The organism is Algibacter pacificus, assembly GCF_008033385.1.
Classification (GTDB): domain Bacteria; phylum Bacteroidota; class Bacteroidia; order Flavobacteriales; family Flavobacteriaceae; genus Algibacter; species Algibacter pacificus.
In genome coordinates this window covers 429423-449197 of record NZ_VOGY01000003.1, presented here as the reverse complement: position 1 = coordinate 449197, position 19775 = coordinate 429423, and the positions used below count along the sequence as shown (strand labels likewise).

Genomic DNA, 19775 nt, shown 5'->3' with positions numbered 1-19775 from the left:
CCCATTAATGCGCCATAAAAGCGCTTTAATGGGGGACGCTAAAATTTTTAAAATATAAAAACCCGACAACTTGCGCTGACGGGCTTTTTATAATTAAAAAAAGATTTGACTTATTCTTCTTCTTTCTTTTTTCCTTCTAATCTGTTTATAGTATCATACATTACTGGTGTCGCTATAAATAACGATGAGTATGTACCTACTAATACACCAACGATTAAGGCAAACATAAATCCTCTAATGGAATCTCCACCAAAAATGAAGATGGCTAATAACACCACTAACGTTGTTAATGATGTATTTAATGTACGACTTAATGTACTGCTTAATGATGCGTTTACTACACGTTCGAATTTCCAGTTTGTATGTATATTGAAAAACTCACGAACTCTATCGAATACAACCACGGTATCATTCAATGAGTAACCAATTACGGTTAATATTGCTGCGATAAAGGCTTGATCAATTTCCATTGAGAATGGCATGAATTTGTATGTTAAAGAGAATACACCTAAAACGATTAATACATCGTGGAATACCGCTGTTACGGCTCCTAGTGAGTATTGCCATTTTTTAAATCTAATTAAGATATAAAGGAATACTACGATTAATGACCCCAAAACGGCCCAGAATGATTCTTGTTTGATATCATCGGCAATGGTTGGACTTACTTTATCGGTTTTTAATAACCCCACTGTTTTGGTATCGGCATCGCTAATGAATTCGTCGTAAGAAAGACCTTCGAAATATGGCTGTAACGCTTTATAAAGTGTGCTACGCAATTCTTCATCGACATCGGAACCTGTTTCTTCAACTTTATATTTTGTTGTAATTTTTACTTGGTTAGCATCTCCAAAAATTTTGGCATTTGCACTACCAAAAACTTCTGGACTTGAGAGTACGCCTGTAATTTCGGATGCACTAACATCATGATTAAAACGTACTTGGTATGTTCTACCTCCAACGAAATCTACACCTTGATCTAAACTATTTGTAAATAAAGACCCTAAACTCACTAGGATGAACGCTCCTGAAATGATATAAGCAATTTTACGTTTCGATAAGAAATCTACACGAATATCACGGAATAAGTTTTTAGTCATTCCTGTTGAGAAGGCTAAGTTTCCTCCACGGTTAGCATACCAGTCTATTAGTAAACGTGTAATGAAAATTGCTGTAAATAAAGATGTACCAATACCAATAATTAAAGTGGTTGCGAAACCTTTAATTGGTCCTGTACCAAATATGAATAAGATTAATGCTGTTAAACCAGTTGTAATATTGGCATCTAAGATTGAAGATAAGGCATTGCTAAATCCATCTTGAATGGCTTCTTTTTGACCTTTACCTTTAGCCAATTCTTCTCGAATACGCTCAAAGACCAGTACGTTTGCATCGACCGACATACCAATAGTTAATACGATACCAGCAATACCTGGTAAGGTTAATACGGCTCCTAATCCTGAAAGGATACCGAAGATTAAAAGAATATTTAATGCCATTGCAATATCGGCAAAACCACCAGCTTTACCATAATAAACAATCATCCAAACTAACACTAATGCTAATGCAATTATGAACGACATTTTACCACTATCAATAGCTTCTTGACCTAAAGATGGTCCAACAACTTCACTTTGAATAATATCTGCAGAAGCAGGTAATTTACCAGCACGTAAAACGTTGGCTAAATCGATAGCTTCGTTTAAGCTAAAATCTCCAGAGATAGAAGAGCTACCACCAGCAATTGGCCCGGTTGTTACACCTGGTGCCGAATACACCACGTTATCTAAAACAATAGCGATTTGACTCCCTTGAGTATAGGCATTACCTGTCATTTCTTCCCAGATTTTAGCACCTTTAGCATTCATTTGCATAGACACCTCAGATTTACCTGTTGGTCCAAATTGATTTCTAGCATCTGTAACTACAGCACCACTTAATTCTGGTTCATTCTCTCTATTTCCTTTTAAAGCATACAAATCTACTAACTCACTTCCTTTTTTAGGCTTCCCGAAAACAAATTTTGCATAACGTTGCTCTACGGGGAGTAAAGCGCGTACTTGAGGCATGCTTAAGTAGTTTTCTATAGTTTCTTTATCTTTCGCTTCAAACTGAGCAATAATTGGCCCGCCTTGATATCCTTGCCCTCTAATTAGGTCGAAAATTGGGTTTACTGTTGAAACCGAAGTAGAATCGGTCTCTGCTTCACCTAATAGATCATCGATAGCAGAATCTTTAGCACTTTCTTCATCTTGAGGCTCTACCTCTGCTGTTTCTGTTTTTGGAGCTACAATATCTTTTAATACTTCATTAGCTTGTGCTAAAAACGAGAAAAATTGCTCTCCTTTATAAGCATCCCAAAATTCTAATTGCGCTGTACTTTGTAATAATTTAATAGCACGCTCTTTATCTTTTACACCTGGTAACTCTACTAAAATACGACCAGAAGTTCCAATACGTTGGATAGTAGGTTGTGTTACACCAAACTCATCGATACGTTTGCGTAATACTTCGAATGCTGAAACTACAGATTCATCAATTTTAGTTGAAATAATCGTTTTAACTTCATCATCAGTCATATCACCACTAATCTCACCATCTAATGCTTTTGTATAAAAAATATCTGGTGACGCTAATTTAGTATCGCCTTTAATTTTATCGAAAGCAATAAAGAAATCTTCTAAATAGGTGTTTTGACTGTTTTTTTGAATTTCAGCAGCATCATCTAAAGCTTTATTAAAAATAGGATCTTTGGTATGATTTGCTAAACCTTTTAAGATATCTCTAATAGATATTTGAAGTGTCGCACTAATACCGCCTTTTAAGTCTAAACCTAAATTCATGGCTTTTTGTTTCACTTCATTATAAGTGAATTTTGCGATACCCATATTAAAAACGGTATCTGTAGCAATAGCTTCTAAATAAGACGTCTCTTCGGCGCTACGTTTTGCACGGTATCCTTCTTCGGTATCGGGAATTTTACTGATAGCAGCTTCTTCGGCCGCGGCTTCAATTTGATTCGCTTTAAAAGTGAATGATAATTGGTAAATACTTACCAAACCAAACAAAATTGCGAATAATTTTACTAATCCTTTGTTTTGCATTGTTGTAATTTTAATGTGTGCCAAATTTTTTTTGACGCGCAAATATATTATTTACGGTCAATATTTGACAATTTTTAAGTTGAAATTGATTGTATTTAAAATTATTTAGTAAAGTATGATGGGCTAATTAAATTTGTGAGAAAAAATTTAGCAGCGCCGAGTCATATTATTTTAGCAAGTTGGTCCTGCCCTACCTTCTGGTATTTTATGAAGATTATTATCTATAGAAATGGAAACATTTCTGTTTACTTTATAAGCTGTTTTAATTGTATTGTTTTCTAATGAAACGTTTACAACTTCAATAAAGAAGAATACATTAGGATCTGAAAAACGATCGCTTTTAGTATCGGTAGTTAATACACATTTACCATCTAAATCCCAACCCGAGTTATTTCCATTATGGATTTCAAAAACATCAAGATTATAGGCAATAGTTGGTACTTTGGAAGGTGATTCTGCTTGCTTATTGGTTTTACTAAAAATATTAGAATCTAAGTTGCGCTCTAAATCTTTAGCAAAGGTTTTCTTTATACTGGCAACATCGGCATCACTGTAGTAGGTAATTTTTAATTTTCCACTAACCGTTTGTTGTACTTTAATTTGGCTTGCACCAAGCACCTGCAATTGTTGCTTTACGTGTGCTACGGCAGATTCCGCCTCGTTTGATGTAACCTCAGCATGATTAAATTCTAGTACAATTTCCTGATTAGGCACATTGAATTCCTGCTGAGAAATAACAGCTAAGAAACTCAAAATAAAAATTATAGCACTTATGTACCTTTTTAATTGCATGTGGCAAATATAAAAAAATAAAGGCTGTATTGCTACAGCCTCTATATATTTATGTTATTTAATGATTCTATACCAAGTTAAACATGAAATGACGTATCTAAATCGTTTCTTTTTCGCTTACTTTTCTTAAAAAATTAGTACCGTAACTCAGGCTATGCTAAAAATTTTTAATTTCAATTAATCAAAAAATAATTCAATTTATTAAAACGACATTCAATATTTAAACTGGTATTTAGACTATACTTCTAATAAACCATTTGTTTTTGAAACACCTTCAGCACTAGCTTTCATGTGTGCTTTTTCAGCATCACTTAAAGGAATATCAACAATACTTTCAATACCGTTTTTACCTAACACTACAGGTACACCGATACAAATATCATTTAATCCGTATTCCCCTTCTAAATAAGTTGAACATGGGAATATTTTCTTTTGGTCGCAAGCAATAGCTTGAACTAAACCACTTACCGCAGCACCTGGTGCATACCAAGCAGAAGTTCCTAATAATTTAGTTAATGTTGCTCCACCAACTTTAGTATCTGCAGCCACTTGCTCTAAACGCTCTTCGCTTAAAAACTCTGAAACTTTAATAGAATTTCTTGTAGCGTGAGATGTTAATGGTACCATACCAGTATCACTATGTCCACCAATTACCATACCGTCTACATCACTAATAGGAGCCCCTAAAGCTTCTGCTAATCTGTATTTGAAACGTGCAGAATCTAAAGCACCACCCATACCAATAATTCTATTTTTTGGTATACCAAGCGCTTTATGTGCTAAATAAGTCATTGTATCCATTGGGTTACTTACCACAATAAGGATCATGTTTGGTGAATGCTCTAATAAACTAGTTGAAACTGTTTTTACAATACCCGCATTAATACCTATTAATTCTTCTCGTGTCATTCCTGGTTTACGTGGAATACCAGAAGTAATTACACAGATATCACTATTTGCTGTTTTACTATAATCGTTTGTTACACCTGTGATTTTAGTATCAAAACCATTTAAAGATGCACATTGCATTAAATCCATGGCTTTCCCTTCGGCATAGCCTTCTTTAATGTCTAACAATACAACTTCTGACGCGAAATTTTTGATAGCAATATATTCAGCACAACTTGCACCTACTGCTCCTGCTCCTACTACAGTAACTTTCATAATATTTTTTTATTATAGATTAATTTAATTAACTTCTATTGCAAAACTCATCATTTAACCTCATAACTTCTATGATTTTAATCATGAATTGAGTTAATCTTCAACAAAAAAATGTTTAAAAATTAACTCCTGCTAAATTACAAATTAAAATACTGTAAACGAAAAAAGCACAAGATAAATCTTGTACTTTTAAAGAAAAGTTAATCTATAAATATAAAAAACAAAAAACCTCTATTTCTTTAATTTACAGAAATAGAGGTTTAACGTAATTTGTTTTTATTTAAAACTGAACGGCGTTACGCATCAATATTTGCATAAATCGCATTTTTCTCAATAAAATCTCTACGGGGCGGCACTTCATCTCCCATTAACATAGAGAACACTCTATCGGCTTCGGTACCATTATCTATTTGAACTAAACGAAGTGTTCTAAATTCAGGATTCATTGTAGTATCCCAAAGTTGTTCTGCATTCATTTCTCCAAGACCTTTATAGCGTTGAATTTTAGAGCCATCTCCAAATTGTGAAACAATAGCATCTCGTTCTTCATCAGACCATGCATATTGTTTTTTAGCCCCACGTTTTACTAAATATAGCGGTGGTGTTGCAATATAAATGTGCCCATTTTCAATTAATTCCTTCATATATCTAAAGAAGAAGGTTAAAATTAAGGTTGCAATGTGACTACCATCAATATCGGCATCACACATAATAACGACTTTATGGTAACGCAATTTTGAAAGATTTAAGGCTTTACTATCTTCCTCCGTTCCAATAGTTACGCCTAAGGCGGTAAAAATATTTTTTATTTCTTCATTTTCAAAAACCTTGTGTGTCATGGCTTTTTCAACGTTCAAAATCTTACCTCTTAAGGGTAAAATAGCTTGAAATTCACGATCACGACCTTGTTTAGCCGTTCCACCCGCCGAATCTCCCTCGACAAGGAATACCTCACATTTTTCTGGATCTTGCTCTGAACAATCGGACAATTTACCTGGTAAACCACCAATACTCATTGCCGTTTTACGCTGCACCATATCACGAGCTTTTTGAGCGGCATGACGTGCTTGCGCAGCTAAAATTACTTTTTGAACAATTGTTTTTGCATCATCTGGATGTTCCTCTAAATAATCTGTAAGCATTTCTGAGACGGCTTGACTTACCGATGCAGAGACTTCGCGGTTTCCTAATTTAGTTTTGGTTTGCCCTTCAAATTGTGGTTCTTGTACTTTTACGGAGACTATAGCTGTTAATCCTTCACGGAAATCATCACCAGCAATATCAAATTTTAAGTTTTTTAGTAATCCGGATTCATCAGCATATTTTTTAAGGGTATGTGTTAAACCACGACGAAAACCAGAGAGGTGTGTTCCTCCTTCATGTGTATTAATATTATTTACGTAGGAATGCAAATTTTCAGCATAGGACGTATTATAAATCATGGCTACTTCAACAGGCACACCATTTTTTTCACCTTCAAAAGCAATTACATCTTTCATTAAAGGTTCGCGGGTAGCATCTAAATACTTAATAAATTCTTTTAAACCTTCATCGGAATGGAATGTTTCCCCTTCAAACTCACCATCTTCTTTTTTAGCTCTTTTATCAACTAAATGGATAGTAATCCCTTTGTTAAGGTATGCCAACTCACGTAATCTACTTGCCAAAGTATCATAACTATACTCGATAGTTTGAGTAAAAATAGTTGAATCTGGTTTAAAGGTTACAATGGTTCCTCTTTTTTCTGTTTCTCCTACTTGCTTAACAGGAAACATTGCTTTTCCGCGCTCGTATTCTTGTTCGTAAATATTTCCGTTTCTGTAAACTGTAGCTTTTAAATGTTCTGATAATGCATTAACGCAACTTACACCAACTCCGTGCAATCCTCCAGAAACTTTATAGGAATCTTTATCGAATTTACCACCAGCACCAATTTTAGTCATCACGACTTCTAATGCCGAAACACCTTCTTTTTTGTGTAAATCTACAGGAATACCACGACCGTCGTCTTCAGTGGTAATAGAATTATCCTCGTTAATAATAACTGTAATATTATTACAATGTCCTGCTAAAGCTTCATCAATCGAATTATCAACAACTTCGTAAACTAAATGGTGTAAACCACGTACCCCAACATCGCCTATATACATTGATGGACGCATACGCACGTGCTCCATGCCTTCTAAGGCTTGAATGCTGTCGGCAGAATAATTGTGCTTATTAAATTCTTCTTTTTCTTCGCTCATAAATTTATAATTCAATTTTATTATTAATAACTACATCCCTTAATTGCATGGGATTAATTTTACCAACCGAATTTATTTAACTACCATCAAATAAGTTCAGTATTGTATTGGCAAAAAAAAGATGCTATAGAGCATCCTTTTGAATACAAACAAATATACAAATTAAATTGGCTTTTTAACGATAGTTTATTGAAGGTAGCGAAAAATTATCAACATTTATAAATCATCAACAAAACCGCTTAAAACGCCTAAAAAACAGCTTAAATCAAATTTTATAAAAATTTATATTATAAAATAATTAAAAATTCTAGAAAACCTCTAAAATGGCTTTTTTATACTCTAGTTTTTCCTTAATAACAATACAGTTTCTGCTTATTTCAATCTATTTTAAAGTAAATTGCAAAAAAATGGCGATATAAAAACAGGTTAATTTTTAATAATTTATTTAAACCGATTGAAAAAAAGACGCTCCTCTAAGTTGAATAGTTTCTACATACTACTTACAATTTTAAAACTAACCTTTGTAAATAACCTACTATATTGTTTTACTTTAATTTATTTTTTTATAAAGCGCTTGGTAACTAAATCAAAATCTCCAAATTGTAATTTTAAAAAATAAACACCACTTGTTAAATGCCTCACAGAAACTTGATTAGTGTTTCGATTATTTAACACTTGTCTGCCTAAAGCATCATATATAAATATATTCGTTAATACTTTGTGAGATGTATTTTCAATATTTAAAATATCATGTGTTGGATTTGGATAAATACTAACATTACCAGCATTTATTTTATTATTAGACGATGATAATACGGGATTGAATACCACTGAATAATCTTCGATATTACCATAACCAGTTTGATAGGTACTACTAATTGTATTAACATTATTATCAAAATCTGAAATAACACGCATTCTAAGTTTTTGATTATCGTCAAAACCTGTACTTGGTGTTGTAAAAGTAAAAGATATCTCTTCTCCATTCAATTTTCCATCACCTCCTAATGTTTGGTGTATACGCTCATTAGTTGTATTAAAAACACCATCATTATTATAATCTATATAAACATCCACCAATTCATTATAATTGGTATTTCCTACTCCAACCTTAATACTCATCGTGTACTCGGTATTTGCCTCCAAAGTTGTTGCTGGTTGGGATGCTACTCTATTTAAATAAAATCCATCATAATAAGATGATAATGATTTATACACATTTCCAGCTAAGCTAACTTCATAAATACCTAACCCTGCGTTTCCTTGGATTAATTGAGGTGTTTGAGCTAAAGCTGCCGGATAATTCCCTGAAGGAGGAACATGACCAACGGCGGTTTTAAAAGCAGCTCTTGGGCCATCTATAGCTGCATGTACTCGTGTTCTTTGATCGTTAGAAAACCCAGTAAAACAAGGATCGGAAGAATAATTCATAAAATTATGAACATATTCATTTGAACCGCCCTCGGAAATACAGGTATTTCCTATAGCGCTATCTGTAGGACAAATAGAATTTGTTCTTGTGTGAGCCGGAATGTCATCACAGCCATCACTATCAACACCCACTACGGCATCTCCCGGACATACAGTTCCATCATCATCCCCCTGAAAGGTATGTAATAAATTTAAATAATGCCCCACTTCATGATCTGCAGTACCATTTCCTGAGGCATTAGCAGAGCTAGAACCATAACCAAAATCATAATCTACATACCCGGTTGGTTGCGTAACAGGAACAACATAATCTGGGTAGTAACCAAAAGCTCTTGCCTGACAAACTAAACCATCTGAACTCCCAGGGAAAGTATTAGGTAATGTAGCATAACCTAGCGTTCCGTTTCCATTGGTACCAATATCTACACCGTCAATTTTATTTACAATCCATATATTCATATAATCTTGCGAATTCCAATAAAAATCAGCAAACAAAACCGAGCTATCAACCCCTGGCCCATCGGAACTTATACCATTATTATTATATTCTGTAGCATAAGATTTACCGGTAACGTCATGTCGTGCTATTCCTGTGGTTGGAGACCCATCTTCTTTAACCTGAGCTAAAACAAACTCGATATCCATTGGACTATTATAACTTGGAGCCCCTAAAAAGGTAGACCCTGCATATACACTACCTTGATTTTTAAAAGCATCATTTAAATTGGCAATTGCACTCATTATTTGCACATCGCTTATATTTGGGTAAGTACCTACCGCTTGTCCATTATGAATGACGTGTACAACTGTTGGTATGGTAGTAATACTTGCTTTTGCAGATGTAGATTTTTTCATTTTTTTTGCGTAACGCCTTGTAAAAGCTTCTACTTTCTCTCTGTTTTGATCAAACAAAGTAGGATTTTTTAAACGCTCAAATCCCATCATTTTATCGGTAACACATTTCTCTAATTCCTGAGAAAAGGAAACCATACTAAACAAAAAAAAGATAAGTATTAAGCCCTTTAATTTTAATGTAATTTTTTTCATGTTTTTAATGTTAAATTAAGTTAGAATGACTTAAGCGCTTCTTACATTAAAATAAGCGTTTAAATGTTAGCTAGTAAATAAAGGTGATAAGGATATTTTATTGCATAACCGCTAACTAAACCATATTAAATTTATAATATCTAGAACAACAAATAGCCCCATATTTTTCTATAAATCCAATATTTAATTAGTTAGTAATTGAGACACTTTTTAAGTTCCGTTTTACAATTTCAATTTTTAAAAATCGAAAAAAAAACATCAATTTCCTTATGGACACCTACTCAAAAATAAGTATAATTTATAAGTAATTCACCATAAAAAGCATAAAACATCATTAAAAAACAAAAAAAAGAAGAAAAAAACTACATATTTAATCGTATTAAAATACTTTTAAACTGATATTTTGTAAAAACCATGAATTCTACAAATATTTCAGTTTTATAATATCGGCATGCCAAATTTCATGACCAAGTGTAATAAATGCAGTTGCCCTTGCCGACATATTTCCTCCACTAGCCGTACCAATACATTTTAAATCTTCGGAAGACAAACTGCTTAACAAAACCATGGAATTTTTACGCACTATTTGATATTCTTCAATTAAAGTATCTATAGATTTCGAGTTCGCCTTCGATGGCATGATATAATCATTTTGCTCAAAACCTGGCAACGGAGTTATATCTCGCCTAGCGATTCTAAAACAACGATGCATCATAACGCGTTCCGTATCTATAATATGCTGAAGTAATTCTTTTATAGTCCATTTATCTTCAGCGTAACGATATTCTAACTTCTCAGAAGGAATAGATTTAAAAAATTCAACCATAGCTTGCGCCCCAGTTTCAAAACCAGATTTAAGTTCCCAGGTTTGCGGCACTTTACCAATATAACTGGCGTAATATGGATGGAATTCGTCTGGCTTTAAATCGATAACTTTCATAATATTAAATTTTAGCTTGATAAGTATATAAATCAAAATAACGTCCGCCCAAAGCAATTAGCTCGTCGTGTGTACCCCGCTCTACAATATGTCCCGCTTCAATCACTAAAATCTGATCTGCTTTACGAATGGTACTTAAACGGTGAGCAATAACAATAGTGGTTCTATCTTTTATTAATTCGGATAAACTTTTCTGAATTAAGGCTTCACTTTCGGTATCTAAACTCGATGTGGCTTCGTCTAAAATAATCACTTTGGGATTTGCCAAAATAGCACGTGCAATGGCTAAACGCTGGCGCTGTCCTCCAGAAAGTTTTACACCACGCTCGCCAATTAACGTATCTAAACCATCATCAAACCTATCGGTAAACTCGTTTACATAAGCTGCTTTTACAGCGTTTTGCAACTCAGCTTCCGTGGCATTTGGTCTTGGAAACATAATGTTTTGTTTTACAGTGCCTTCAAACAAAAACTCATCTTGTAAAACCACGCCTAAATGTTGCCGGTAACTACTTAATTTAACTTGAGATAAATCTTGATTATCAATAGTAACTTGCCCCGATTTAGGCGTTAAAAACGTTGCCGAAAGTCCTGCAATTGTCGATTTTCCAGACCCCGAACTTCCCACCAATGCCGTTACCGATCCTGCTGGCGCTTTAAAATCTATGTTATGCAATACCTGCTTCCCTTCTTCATAAGAAAAAGAAACATTATTGAAAGCAATATCCCCTTTTAAAGTGTTTAATTCGATGGTTCTGGCATCATTATCTTCTTCGGCGGTCATGTTCATCAATTCTTCGGTACGGTCTAAACCGGCTAAAGCTTCGGTAAGCTGACTCCCAATATTACTCATTTGCACAATGGGCGCAATCATAAAACCGAGAACTAAGGTGAAGAAAAGAAAATCGCCCGTGGTCATTTCACCCAACATCATGTAATAACCACCAATTCCCATAATTCCAGTGGTTGCAACACCAATTAAAAAAGTGGAAGAACTCGTCATTAAAGCTGTTGCGGTTAAACTCTTTTTTACATTTTGAAACAATCTATCGACACCATCCTCGAAAACAAGATTTTCTTGCTCCTCGGCATTAAATGCTTTTATAACGCGAACACCTGCGAGGGTTTCTGTAAGTCGGCCTTTTACTTCGGCATTTATTTTGCCACGTTTTCTAAAAATAGGACGAATATATTTAAACGCTCTAAGGGCGATATACCCAAAAATAGAGATTGGAATAAACACAAAAAGCGTCATCCAAGGATTTAATTTTATTAAAATTACCAAAGACACAATGGCTGTAAAAGTTCCGCCAACCAATTGTATTAATCCCGTTCCTATTAAATTACGAACCCCTTCTACATCGCTCATAATACGAGATACTAATGCTCCAGATTTTGTGTTATCGAAAAAACTTAACGGTAAGGATAGCACTTTTTTCTGTACTTGCGCTCGCAATTCACTTATTAAATATTGGGCTTGCACACTTAAAATACGGGTTAATAAAAACGAAGTTCCCGCTTGAACGGTAATTGCAGCTATTACAATCCCGATAAGGCTATATAACATGGATGGATCTTTACTTGGAACCACCTCATCTAGCAGCACTTTACTTTGCCACGGTAATACTAACCCTGCCAAACTGCGCACGACAATTAAAATTAAACCTATAAAAACTAATTTTCGGCGTGGCCAAATAATGGTTTTAAAGGCTTGTGCCATGGTTACTTTTGATTTACTTTTATCTTTGGTTGCGGTTGGTTCTTTAAGGTGTTGCATAATTAATTTTTAGATATTGAAAATACAAGTGAACAAAGATACCATAAGTCGGGTTTATGACATATTTTTCATCTGCCTATAATTATATTTATGATTTATTTACTTTGTGTTGCTTCGACCAGCTCTGCATGACATGGAGCTGCTGAATTGTATTTGAGGTTTCTATGCTACGAACTTTCCAAAAACATTACCTTATTAACTAATAAACTTAACCTTAGCAAATATGCCCGCGCAAGGGATTGAGCGGTTTGTTTGAGCTCTTTTTGTGGGGTGGCACCTATGCCACACAAAAAAGCGAGTAGCGAAAGCCCGACCCTTGGGTTGCGCCCAAATTATTTATAGAAAAAAGGACAATATAAATCACTTATTTAGTACTTTTATTATCTATTAAACTGAATTAAAAACCTTAAAAATAAACAGATGAAAGTTATAGGAATTGGAAAGAATTACGTGAACGATAAACAGGAAATTAGCGCGATAAAAACGGGTGCTCAAGTGATTTTCACAAAACCAGATAGCAGCGTGGTTACGGGAAATGCGGATGTTGTGTTCCCGAGTATTACAAACCAACTGGCTTACGAGGTGGAATTGGTGGTGAAAATTGGAAAAGACGGGAAGGATATTGCTCTGGAAGATGCTAATGGATACATTTCGGAAATTGCCGTTGGCATTGATTATACGGCTAAAGATGTGCTTGCCGCAAGCCGTGAAAATAAAGGACCGTGGGCTTTGGCAAAGGGGTTTGATGGCGCTTCGCCTATTTCGGATTTTAAACCGGTTTCTAATTTTCCTGATTTGAATAATATTAATTTCGATTTACTGATAAATGGGGAACAAAAACAAGTGGGGAATAGCGATTTTATGATATATAACTTTGCTGAGATTATTAGTTTTGTATCTTCTTTTATGACACTTAAAGCTGGTGATATTATTTTTACAGGAACACCTGCAACTGGTGCTGGTTTAAATATTAAAGGTGACCACATACAAGCTTCTATTGAAGGGGAATTACTTTTAGATTTTAAATTGATTTAATTTTTTATACTGTAAACATAATATGAAAAACTCGATTGCTGAACGTGTTTGCGATTTCTTAAAAACCTATCCGCCATTCGATTTAATAACCTTTGAGAAATTATTAGAAATTGCGGAACAAACGGTAATTGTTTACCTAGAAAAAGGGGACACTTTATTTAAGGCCGACCAACCAGCAAACGAGTATTTCTATATGGTGAGGGCTGGCGCTATTAGTTTATTTCATACTGAAAATAACACCAAAGAACTGGTTACCATTAATGATACCGGAGATATTTTTGGCCTACGCCCACTAATTGCTCGAGAAAACTATAAACTAACAGCAACGGCAAACGAGGAAACCATAATTTATGCCTTACCTATAAAAAACTTCCAGTCGGCTACCAAAACCAACGACAAGGTTTACAAATACCTAATTACGGCTTTTGCCACCAATGCCTACGACTCTTATACTACAGAAGAAAATAATGAGATTTTTAAAGATTACCTGCCAAGCACACATCTAGATGTTGTTAATTTTCAAACGGCCAACTATACAAAAACACCTGTAACTTGCCCTGTGCAATCCACTTTACAAGAAGCGGCAAGTTTAATGTGCCAACATAAAATAGGCTGTATTATTGTAGTAGATGATACTAAAAAACCCGTTGGAATAATTACCAACAGTGATATAAAAAATAAAATTGCCACAGGGAAATTCCCGATTACAACGTTGGTTACAAATATTATGAACTCGCCAGTAATTACGGCAAAAAAAGATTTAACGGTTGCCGATGGCCAACTAAAAATGATTAAAAATAGTATAGGCCATTTATGTATTACTAAAGACGGTACTATAAATTCTCGACTTGTTGGCGTGCTTACGCACCACGATGTTTTGGTGACTTTAGGCAATACCCCATCGGTTATTTTAAAAGAAATAAAACGAGCTAAGCGTACAAAAAAATTACGCATAGCCCGATTAAAAGCCAATACGCTGCTTAAAAGTTATTTGGAACAAAACATCCCTTTAACACATATTATTAATGTAATTTCTGAAATTAACGATGCCGTAACTATCCAGGCTATTGAAATTGCTTTAAAGAAAATGCCAACACCACCGCCAGTTGCTTTTTCGTGGTTAGCTTTAGGAAGTCAAGGCCGGAGAGAGCAGTTGCTTTTTACAGACCAAGATAATGCGTTAATATTTGACGATGTTCCCGAAGATCAATATGAAGCTACGCAAGCCTATTTTTTGCAATTGGCTAAATACGTTACCAAATCGCTTAATAAAATAGGATTTGAATATTGCGAAGCCGATATGATGGCTAACAATCCAGAATGGTGTAAATCGATTTCTGAATGGAAAACGCAATTTCAGAGTTGGATTTTAAGTCCCGATAATAAAGCCATTTTACTGTCGTCTATATTTTTAGATTATTCTAATATTTATGGTGATGAAAGTTTAGTAGATTCTTTATCCGAAACTATTTTTGAAGCTTTAGAAAACTCGGCGCTATTTTATAAGTTTTTAGGAAGTGAAGCTATAAAAAGTCCTTCGCCATTAGGCATTTTTAAACAATTTGTAGTAGAACAAAATGGCGAACAAAAAGATTTATTTAACATAAAAAGTCGCGGACTAATGCCTTTAATTGATGCCGCACGCTTATTAGTGTTAAGTAACCAAATAAAAAACGTAAACAATACATACGAACGTTTTGAAAAAATGGCAGAAATAGACGCAAACAACAAAGAACTTTATGAATCCTGTTCCTATGCCTTTAAAGCTCTATCCAAATTTAAAACCAAACAAGGCTTGCTTCATCATAACTCGGGAAAATTTATAAAATTAGAAACCTTAAGTAAAGAAGAAAAACTAAAACTTAAACGCTGCTTTAAACCCATTCACGACATACAAGAGACTTTAAAATTACGTTTCGATTTAAAAAACTTTATATAAATGAATTTTAATTGGTTCCGTAAAGAAAAAACAGATTACCCAGATTTTTATTTAGCGTATTTAGAAGGTTTTAAAAAGAAACCAAAATCTAATATAGAAGAAACACGTTTTGTTGCTTTTGATACTGAAACTACGGGGTTTGATAGAAAAGAAGACCGCGTGCTATCCATTGGAGCTGTTTCTTTTGTTGGTAAATCTATACCAGTAAGTAATAGTTTTGAACTTTATATTCATCAAGATATTTTTAAATCTGAAACTGTAAAAATCCACGGCATTAGAAAAAATAGTGGATATAAAAAAGTAACCGAAATGGAAGCTATTCAAGCTTTTTTAGATTACATAAAAAACAGTGTACTTATTGCTCACCATGCTGGTTTTGATAAAAATATGATAAACGAAATGCTACGTCGTAACGGATTGGGCAAACTAAAAAACAAGTTTATAGATACTGGTGTTTTATTTAAAAAATCGAAACATAAAATTTATGAAGATACATTGCAAAAACATTATTCGCTAGACGACTTATGTAAAGAACTCAATGTTCTTAAAGTTGACAGACACACCGCAAGCGGAGATGCGTTAATTACCGCTATGATATTTCTAAAAATATTAGCCCGTTTGGATAAACAAAAACACCTAAAGTGGGGCTATTTATTGCATGGATAAACGCCCCTTTTAATACCTTTTAATCTATGAAATGGTGTTACATAAAAAACATTTTTTACTTTATACATCTAGTTTAACTACCGTTCTGCCTTTTAATTTTCCTTTAAGCATTAAATCTATTTTTTCTTTTAATTCCCCTAAAACTATTTCTGTTGATATTTCGGTTAATTTATTAGGCTTCCATTCATTCGATAATTTACTCCAAACAATTTCTCTATACTGCATAGGGTAATTTTGCGAATCTATACCAATTAAAGTAACCCCTCTTAAAATAAAAGGAAACACTGTTAAATCCAGTTTAGGAGAAGCCACATTTCCGCAGCAAGTAACCACCCCCATTGAATGAGTTGATTTAATAATATTTTCAAGAATTACGCCGCCTACGGTATCAATACCCCCAGCATAGATGGGTTTTAAAAGCGGCTTATTTGCCATGTTCTCAAAATCTTCTCTACTAATAACTTCGTCTACTCCTAAGGTTTTCAAAAATTCAATTTCGGTGTCTTTACCCGTAATTGCCACCGTGGTATAGCCTATTTTTTTTAAGATTCTTAAACTCATAGAGCCCACACCACCTGTTGCCCCCGAAACAATAATAGATCCGTCTTCTGGTTTCACAATTTCAATTAATCTTAATACAGACATCCCGGCTGTTAATCCAGCTGTACCAATAACCATAGCGTCTTTCATGGAAAGGTTTTCGGGTAGTTTAACAGCCCAATTTGCTGGAACTTTAACATACTGTGCAAAACCTCCATCTGTATTCATACCTAAATCATAACTTGTTACAATCACGGTATCCGAAACTTTAAATTTAGCCGATTTAGAAGCAACAATTATTCCAACGGCATCAATACCTGGCGTATGTGGATAGTTTTTAGTAACCCCTTTGTTTCCTGAAGCCGACAGAGCATCTTTATAATTTAAGGAGCTGTAACTTACCTTTATTAGCAACTCATCCTCAACCAAATTGGTAAAAGGCATATCTTTTATAGTAGATATATAATTATCGCCACGTTCTTCCACTCTAAAAGCTTTATATGTTGATTGCATATTCATAATTGTTATTTTTTATATGTTTTCCTTATTTTTATATCAAATTTCGTTTAAAAAATGTCACCAAACAAGCGCTTACATTTTATACCTATACGAACATTTTGTACCGTTTTAACTGTTTATAACACGTAAAAGCAATAAAAAAAATGAAAAAAAGTTATTGTCCCATAGATACTTTTATAAATACCATTAAAGGAAAAAGAAAGGGCACTATTATTTTGCACCTTTTTCAAGGAAACAAACGGTATAGCGAATTAGTAAGACTAATGCCTGATATTAGTGAACGTATGATGACCAAACAACTAAAAGAATTAGAAGTTGATGGATTAATTAACAGAACCGTATTTCCCGAAGTACCTCCCAGGGTTGAATACAGTTTATCAACATTAGGACAGGAAATTCACCCAGTATTAAAAGGCATGTTTAAAGGAGGTTTGCTTTTTGAAAAAAGTATAGACAATACATAAAATCACTTTTTGAAAAAAACAGGGTTAAGCTACACAACTTAACCCTGAAATTTTAACTTGTACATGTTATAGCATCTTGTAAAAAAAAGAAACTATTGACGGCTTACGCCTTTCATTTAAACCTACAACACATTATCCATAATTTCTTGAACAACCTCCGGGTTTAATAACGTACTTGTATCGCCTAAATTACTAGTATCATTACTAGCTATTTTACGTAAAATACGACGCATAATTTTACCAGATCGTGTTTTTGGTAACCCCACGGTAAACTGTATTTTATCGAGTTTGGCTATTGGCCCAATAGATTCAGTAATCATTTGGTTAATCTCTTTTCTTAAGTTATTCTGATCCCTGGTTTCACCAAAATCCTTCAGAATAACATATCCGTAAAGGGCATTTCCTTTAATATCGTGTGGGAATCCAACAATAGCCGATTCTGCAACCGCTGGATGTTCATTAACAGCATCTTCAATTGGAGCGGTTCCTAAATTATGTCCAGAAACAATAATAACATCATCGACTCTACCGGTAATTCTGTAATAGCCAACCTCATCACGTAAAGCACCATCTCCGGTAAAATACTTGTTTTCAAAAGCTGAAAAATAGGTATCTTTATAACGTTGATGATTTCCCCAAATAGTTCGTGCCATACTTGGCCATGGATATTTAACACATAAACGTCCTTCTACTTGGTTCCCTTTTAACTCGCAACCTTCCTCATCCACTAAAGCGGGCTGAATACCTATAAACGGTAAAGTGGCATAAGTAGGTTTTGTTGGTGTTACAAATGGTATTGGACTAATCATAATACCGCCAGTTTCTGTTTGCCACCAAGTATCAACAATGGGGCTTTTTCTTTTCCCCACGTTATCGTTATACCAGTGCCAAGCCTCTTCGTTTATCGGTTCACCAACAGAACCGAGAACTTTTAATGAAGATAAATCGTATTTTTCAACCAACTCCGGGCCTTGTTTTGCCAAAGCACGAATTGCAGTTGGTGCCGTATAAAACTGATTGACTTTATGTTTTTCAACAATTTCCCAGAAACGTCCAAAATCGGGATAACTTGGTACGCCTTCAAACATTACAGTGGTTGCTCCGTTGGCTAATGGTCCATAAACAATATAACTATGTCCTGTAATCCAACCAATATCGGCAGTACACCAATACACATCATTTTCTTTATATTGAAATATATTTTTAAACGTATATGCCGTGTAAACCATATAACCTGCAGTGGTATGCACCATCCCTTTTGGTCTGCCCGTAGAACCCGATGTGTATAAAATAAATAACGGATCTTCAGCCTTCATAAGTTCTGCTTTACAAACTGGCGATGCTTGATCTAAAAGTGGTTGCAACCATTTATCGCGTCCAGCTTCCATATGGATATCCGTATGAATACGTTTTGCAACTAACACATTTTTTACCCCCGGACAATCTTCCAAAGCTTCATCTACAATACCTTTTAAATCGATGGATTTAGAACCACGGTATGACCCATCACTGGTAATCACGATTTTACAATCGGAATCGTTTATTCTAGTTGATAAAGCGGTTGATGAAAACCCAGCAAATACTACCGAGTGAATAGCTCCAATTCTGGCACAAGCCAAAGTAGCAATGGCCAATTCGGGAATCATAGGTAAATAAATACAAACACGATCGCCTTTTTTTACGTCTTGACTTTTTAAAACATTAGCAAATTGATTGACACGTGCGTGCAACTGATTGTATGTAATATGCTCGGCGGGATCGTTCGGATTATTGGGCTCAAATAAAATTGCCGTTTTATCGCCTCGTGTTGGTAAATGTCTGTCGATACAGTTTTCGGTAATATTTAATTGCGCCCCTTCAAACCATTTTACTTCGGGTTTTGAAAAATCCCAACTAAGCACTTTATCCCACTTTTTCTGCCACATAAAATGTTCTTCCGCAATTTCTTCCCAAAAATTTTCGGGTTCGCGAACAGATTTTCTGTAAACTTGATAATATTCTTCTAAATGTTTAATGTGATAATTACTCATGGCTTATTATTTAATGGTGTTTAGTTTTGTTTGAAATCAAATGCGTTTAGACGTTATTGGAGACAACTCAATAAAGCCCTT

Annotated in this window: 13 protein-coding genes; 4 read left to right on the top strand and 9 right to left on the bottom strand. The window is 34.4% G+C overall.

Translation table 11 applies throughout. The features are described from left to right. Positions 1 to 110: 110 nt before the first annotated feature. The 7 genes from secDF to FQU21_RS07185 form a co-directional block, all read right to left on the bottom strand. Positions 111 to 3104: a protein translocase subunit SecDF gene (gene secDF, locus FQU21_RS07215; protein ID WP_147677316.1), complete on the bottom strand. Its 2994-nt coding sequence runs from the start codon at positions 3102 to 3104 to the stop codon at positions 111 to 113. 171 nt (positions 3105 to 3275) lie between these two features. Next, positions 3276 to 3857 (bottom strand): hypothetical protein, encoded by a 582-nt coding sequence (locus FQU21_RS07210; protein ID WP_147677315.1) that lies wholly within the window; start codon positions 3855 to 3857, stop codon positions 3276 to 3278. A 276-nt stretch (positions 3858 to 4133) separates the two neighbouring features. After that, positions 4134 to 5060, bottom strand: coding sequence for a malate dehydrogenase (mdh, locus tag FQU21_RS07205; RefSeq protein ID WP_147677314.1), 927 nt, complete (start codon positions 5058 to 5060; stop codon positions 4134 to 4136). Positions 5061 to 5356: 296 nt separating this feature from the next. After that, complete coding sequence (gene gyrB / locus FQU21_RS07200) at positions 5357 to 7306, bottom strand: DNA topoisomerase (ATP-hydrolyzing) subunit B (protein WP_147677313.1); 1950 nt, start codon at positions 7304 to 7306, stop codon at positions 5357 to 5359. A 555-nt stretch (positions 7307 to 7861) separates the two neighbouring features. After that, positions 7862 to 9784, bottom strand: a complete 1923-nt coding sequence (locus FQU21_RS07195; RefSeq protein WP_147677312.1) for a zinc-dependent metalloprotease — start codon at positions 9782 to 9784, stop codon at positions 7862 to 7864. Positions 9785 to 10205: 421 nt separating this feature from the next. After that, the gene (locus FQU21_RS07190; protein ID WP_147677311.1) at positions 10206 to 10724 is read right to left on the bottom strand and encodes a DinB family protein; all 519 of its coding nucleotides are present in this window, start codon (positions 10722 to 10724) and stop codon (positions 10206 to 10208) included. A 4-nt stretch (positions 10725 to 10728) separates the two neighbouring features. Next, complete coding sequence (locus FQU21_RS07185) at positions 10729 to 12501, bottom strand: ABC transporter ATP-binding protein (RefSeq protein WP_147677310.1); 1773 nt, start codon at positions 12499 to 12501, stop codon at positions 10729 to 10731. Positions 12502 to 12921: 420 nt separating this feature from the next. On the opposite strand from FQU21_RS07185, the gene FQU21_RS07180 reads away from it, so the two are divergent. From FQU21_RS07180 to FQU21_RS07170, 3 genes are read left to right on the top strand one after another with little or no spacing between them, the layout of a single operon-like run. After that, positions 12922 to 13536 carry a fumarylacetoacetate hydrolase family protein gene (locus tag FQU21_RS07180; RefSeq protein ID WP_147677309.1) on the top strand — a complete coding sequence of 205 codons (615 nt, stop codon included), beginning with the start codon at positions 12922 to 12924 and terminating at the stop codon, positions 13534 to 13536. Positions 13537 to 13558: 22 nt separating this feature from the next. Beyond that, on the top strand, positions 13559 to 15475 hold the full coding sequence (locus tag FQU21_RS07175) for a DUF294 nucleotidyltransferase-like domain-containing protein (protein WP_147677308.1): 1917 nt from the start codon (positions 13559 to 13561) through the stop codon (positions 15473 to 15475). After that, complete coding sequence (locus FQU21_RS07170) at positions 15476 to 16141, top strand: 3'-5' exonuclease (RefSeq protein ID WP_147677307.1); 666 nt, start codon at positions 15476 to 15478, stop codon at positions 16139 to 16141. Between the two features lie 60 nt (positions 16142 to 16201). On the opposite strand, the gene FQU21_RS07165 is transcribed toward FQU21_RS07170, so the two are convergent. Beyond that, on the bottom strand, positions 16202 to 17200 hold the full coding sequence (locus FQU21_RS07165; RefSeq protein WP_147677306.1) for a YhdH/YhfP family quinone oxidoreductase: 999 nt from the start codon (positions 17198 to 17200) through the stop codon (positions 16202 to 16204). A 143-nt stretch (positions 17201 to 17343) separates the two neighbouring features. Here FQU21_RS07165 and FQU21_RS07160 point away from each other — a divergent pair, with 143 nt between their 5' ends. Beyond that, entirely contained in the window at positions 17344 to 17664 is a 321-nt protein-coding gene (locus FQU21_RS07160) for a winged helix-turn-helix transcriptional regulator (RefSeq protein ID WP_147677305.1), read from the top strand. A gap of 122 nt (positions 17665 to 17786) precedes the next feature. On the opposite strand, the gene acs is transcribed toward FQU21_RS07160, so the two are convergent. Beyond that, entirely contained in the window at positions 17787 to 19694 is a 1908-nt protein-coding gene (acs, locus tag FQU21_RS07155) for an acetate--CoA ligase (protein ID WP_147677304.1), read from the bottom strand. Positions 19695 to 19775 lie beyond the last annotated feature (81 nt).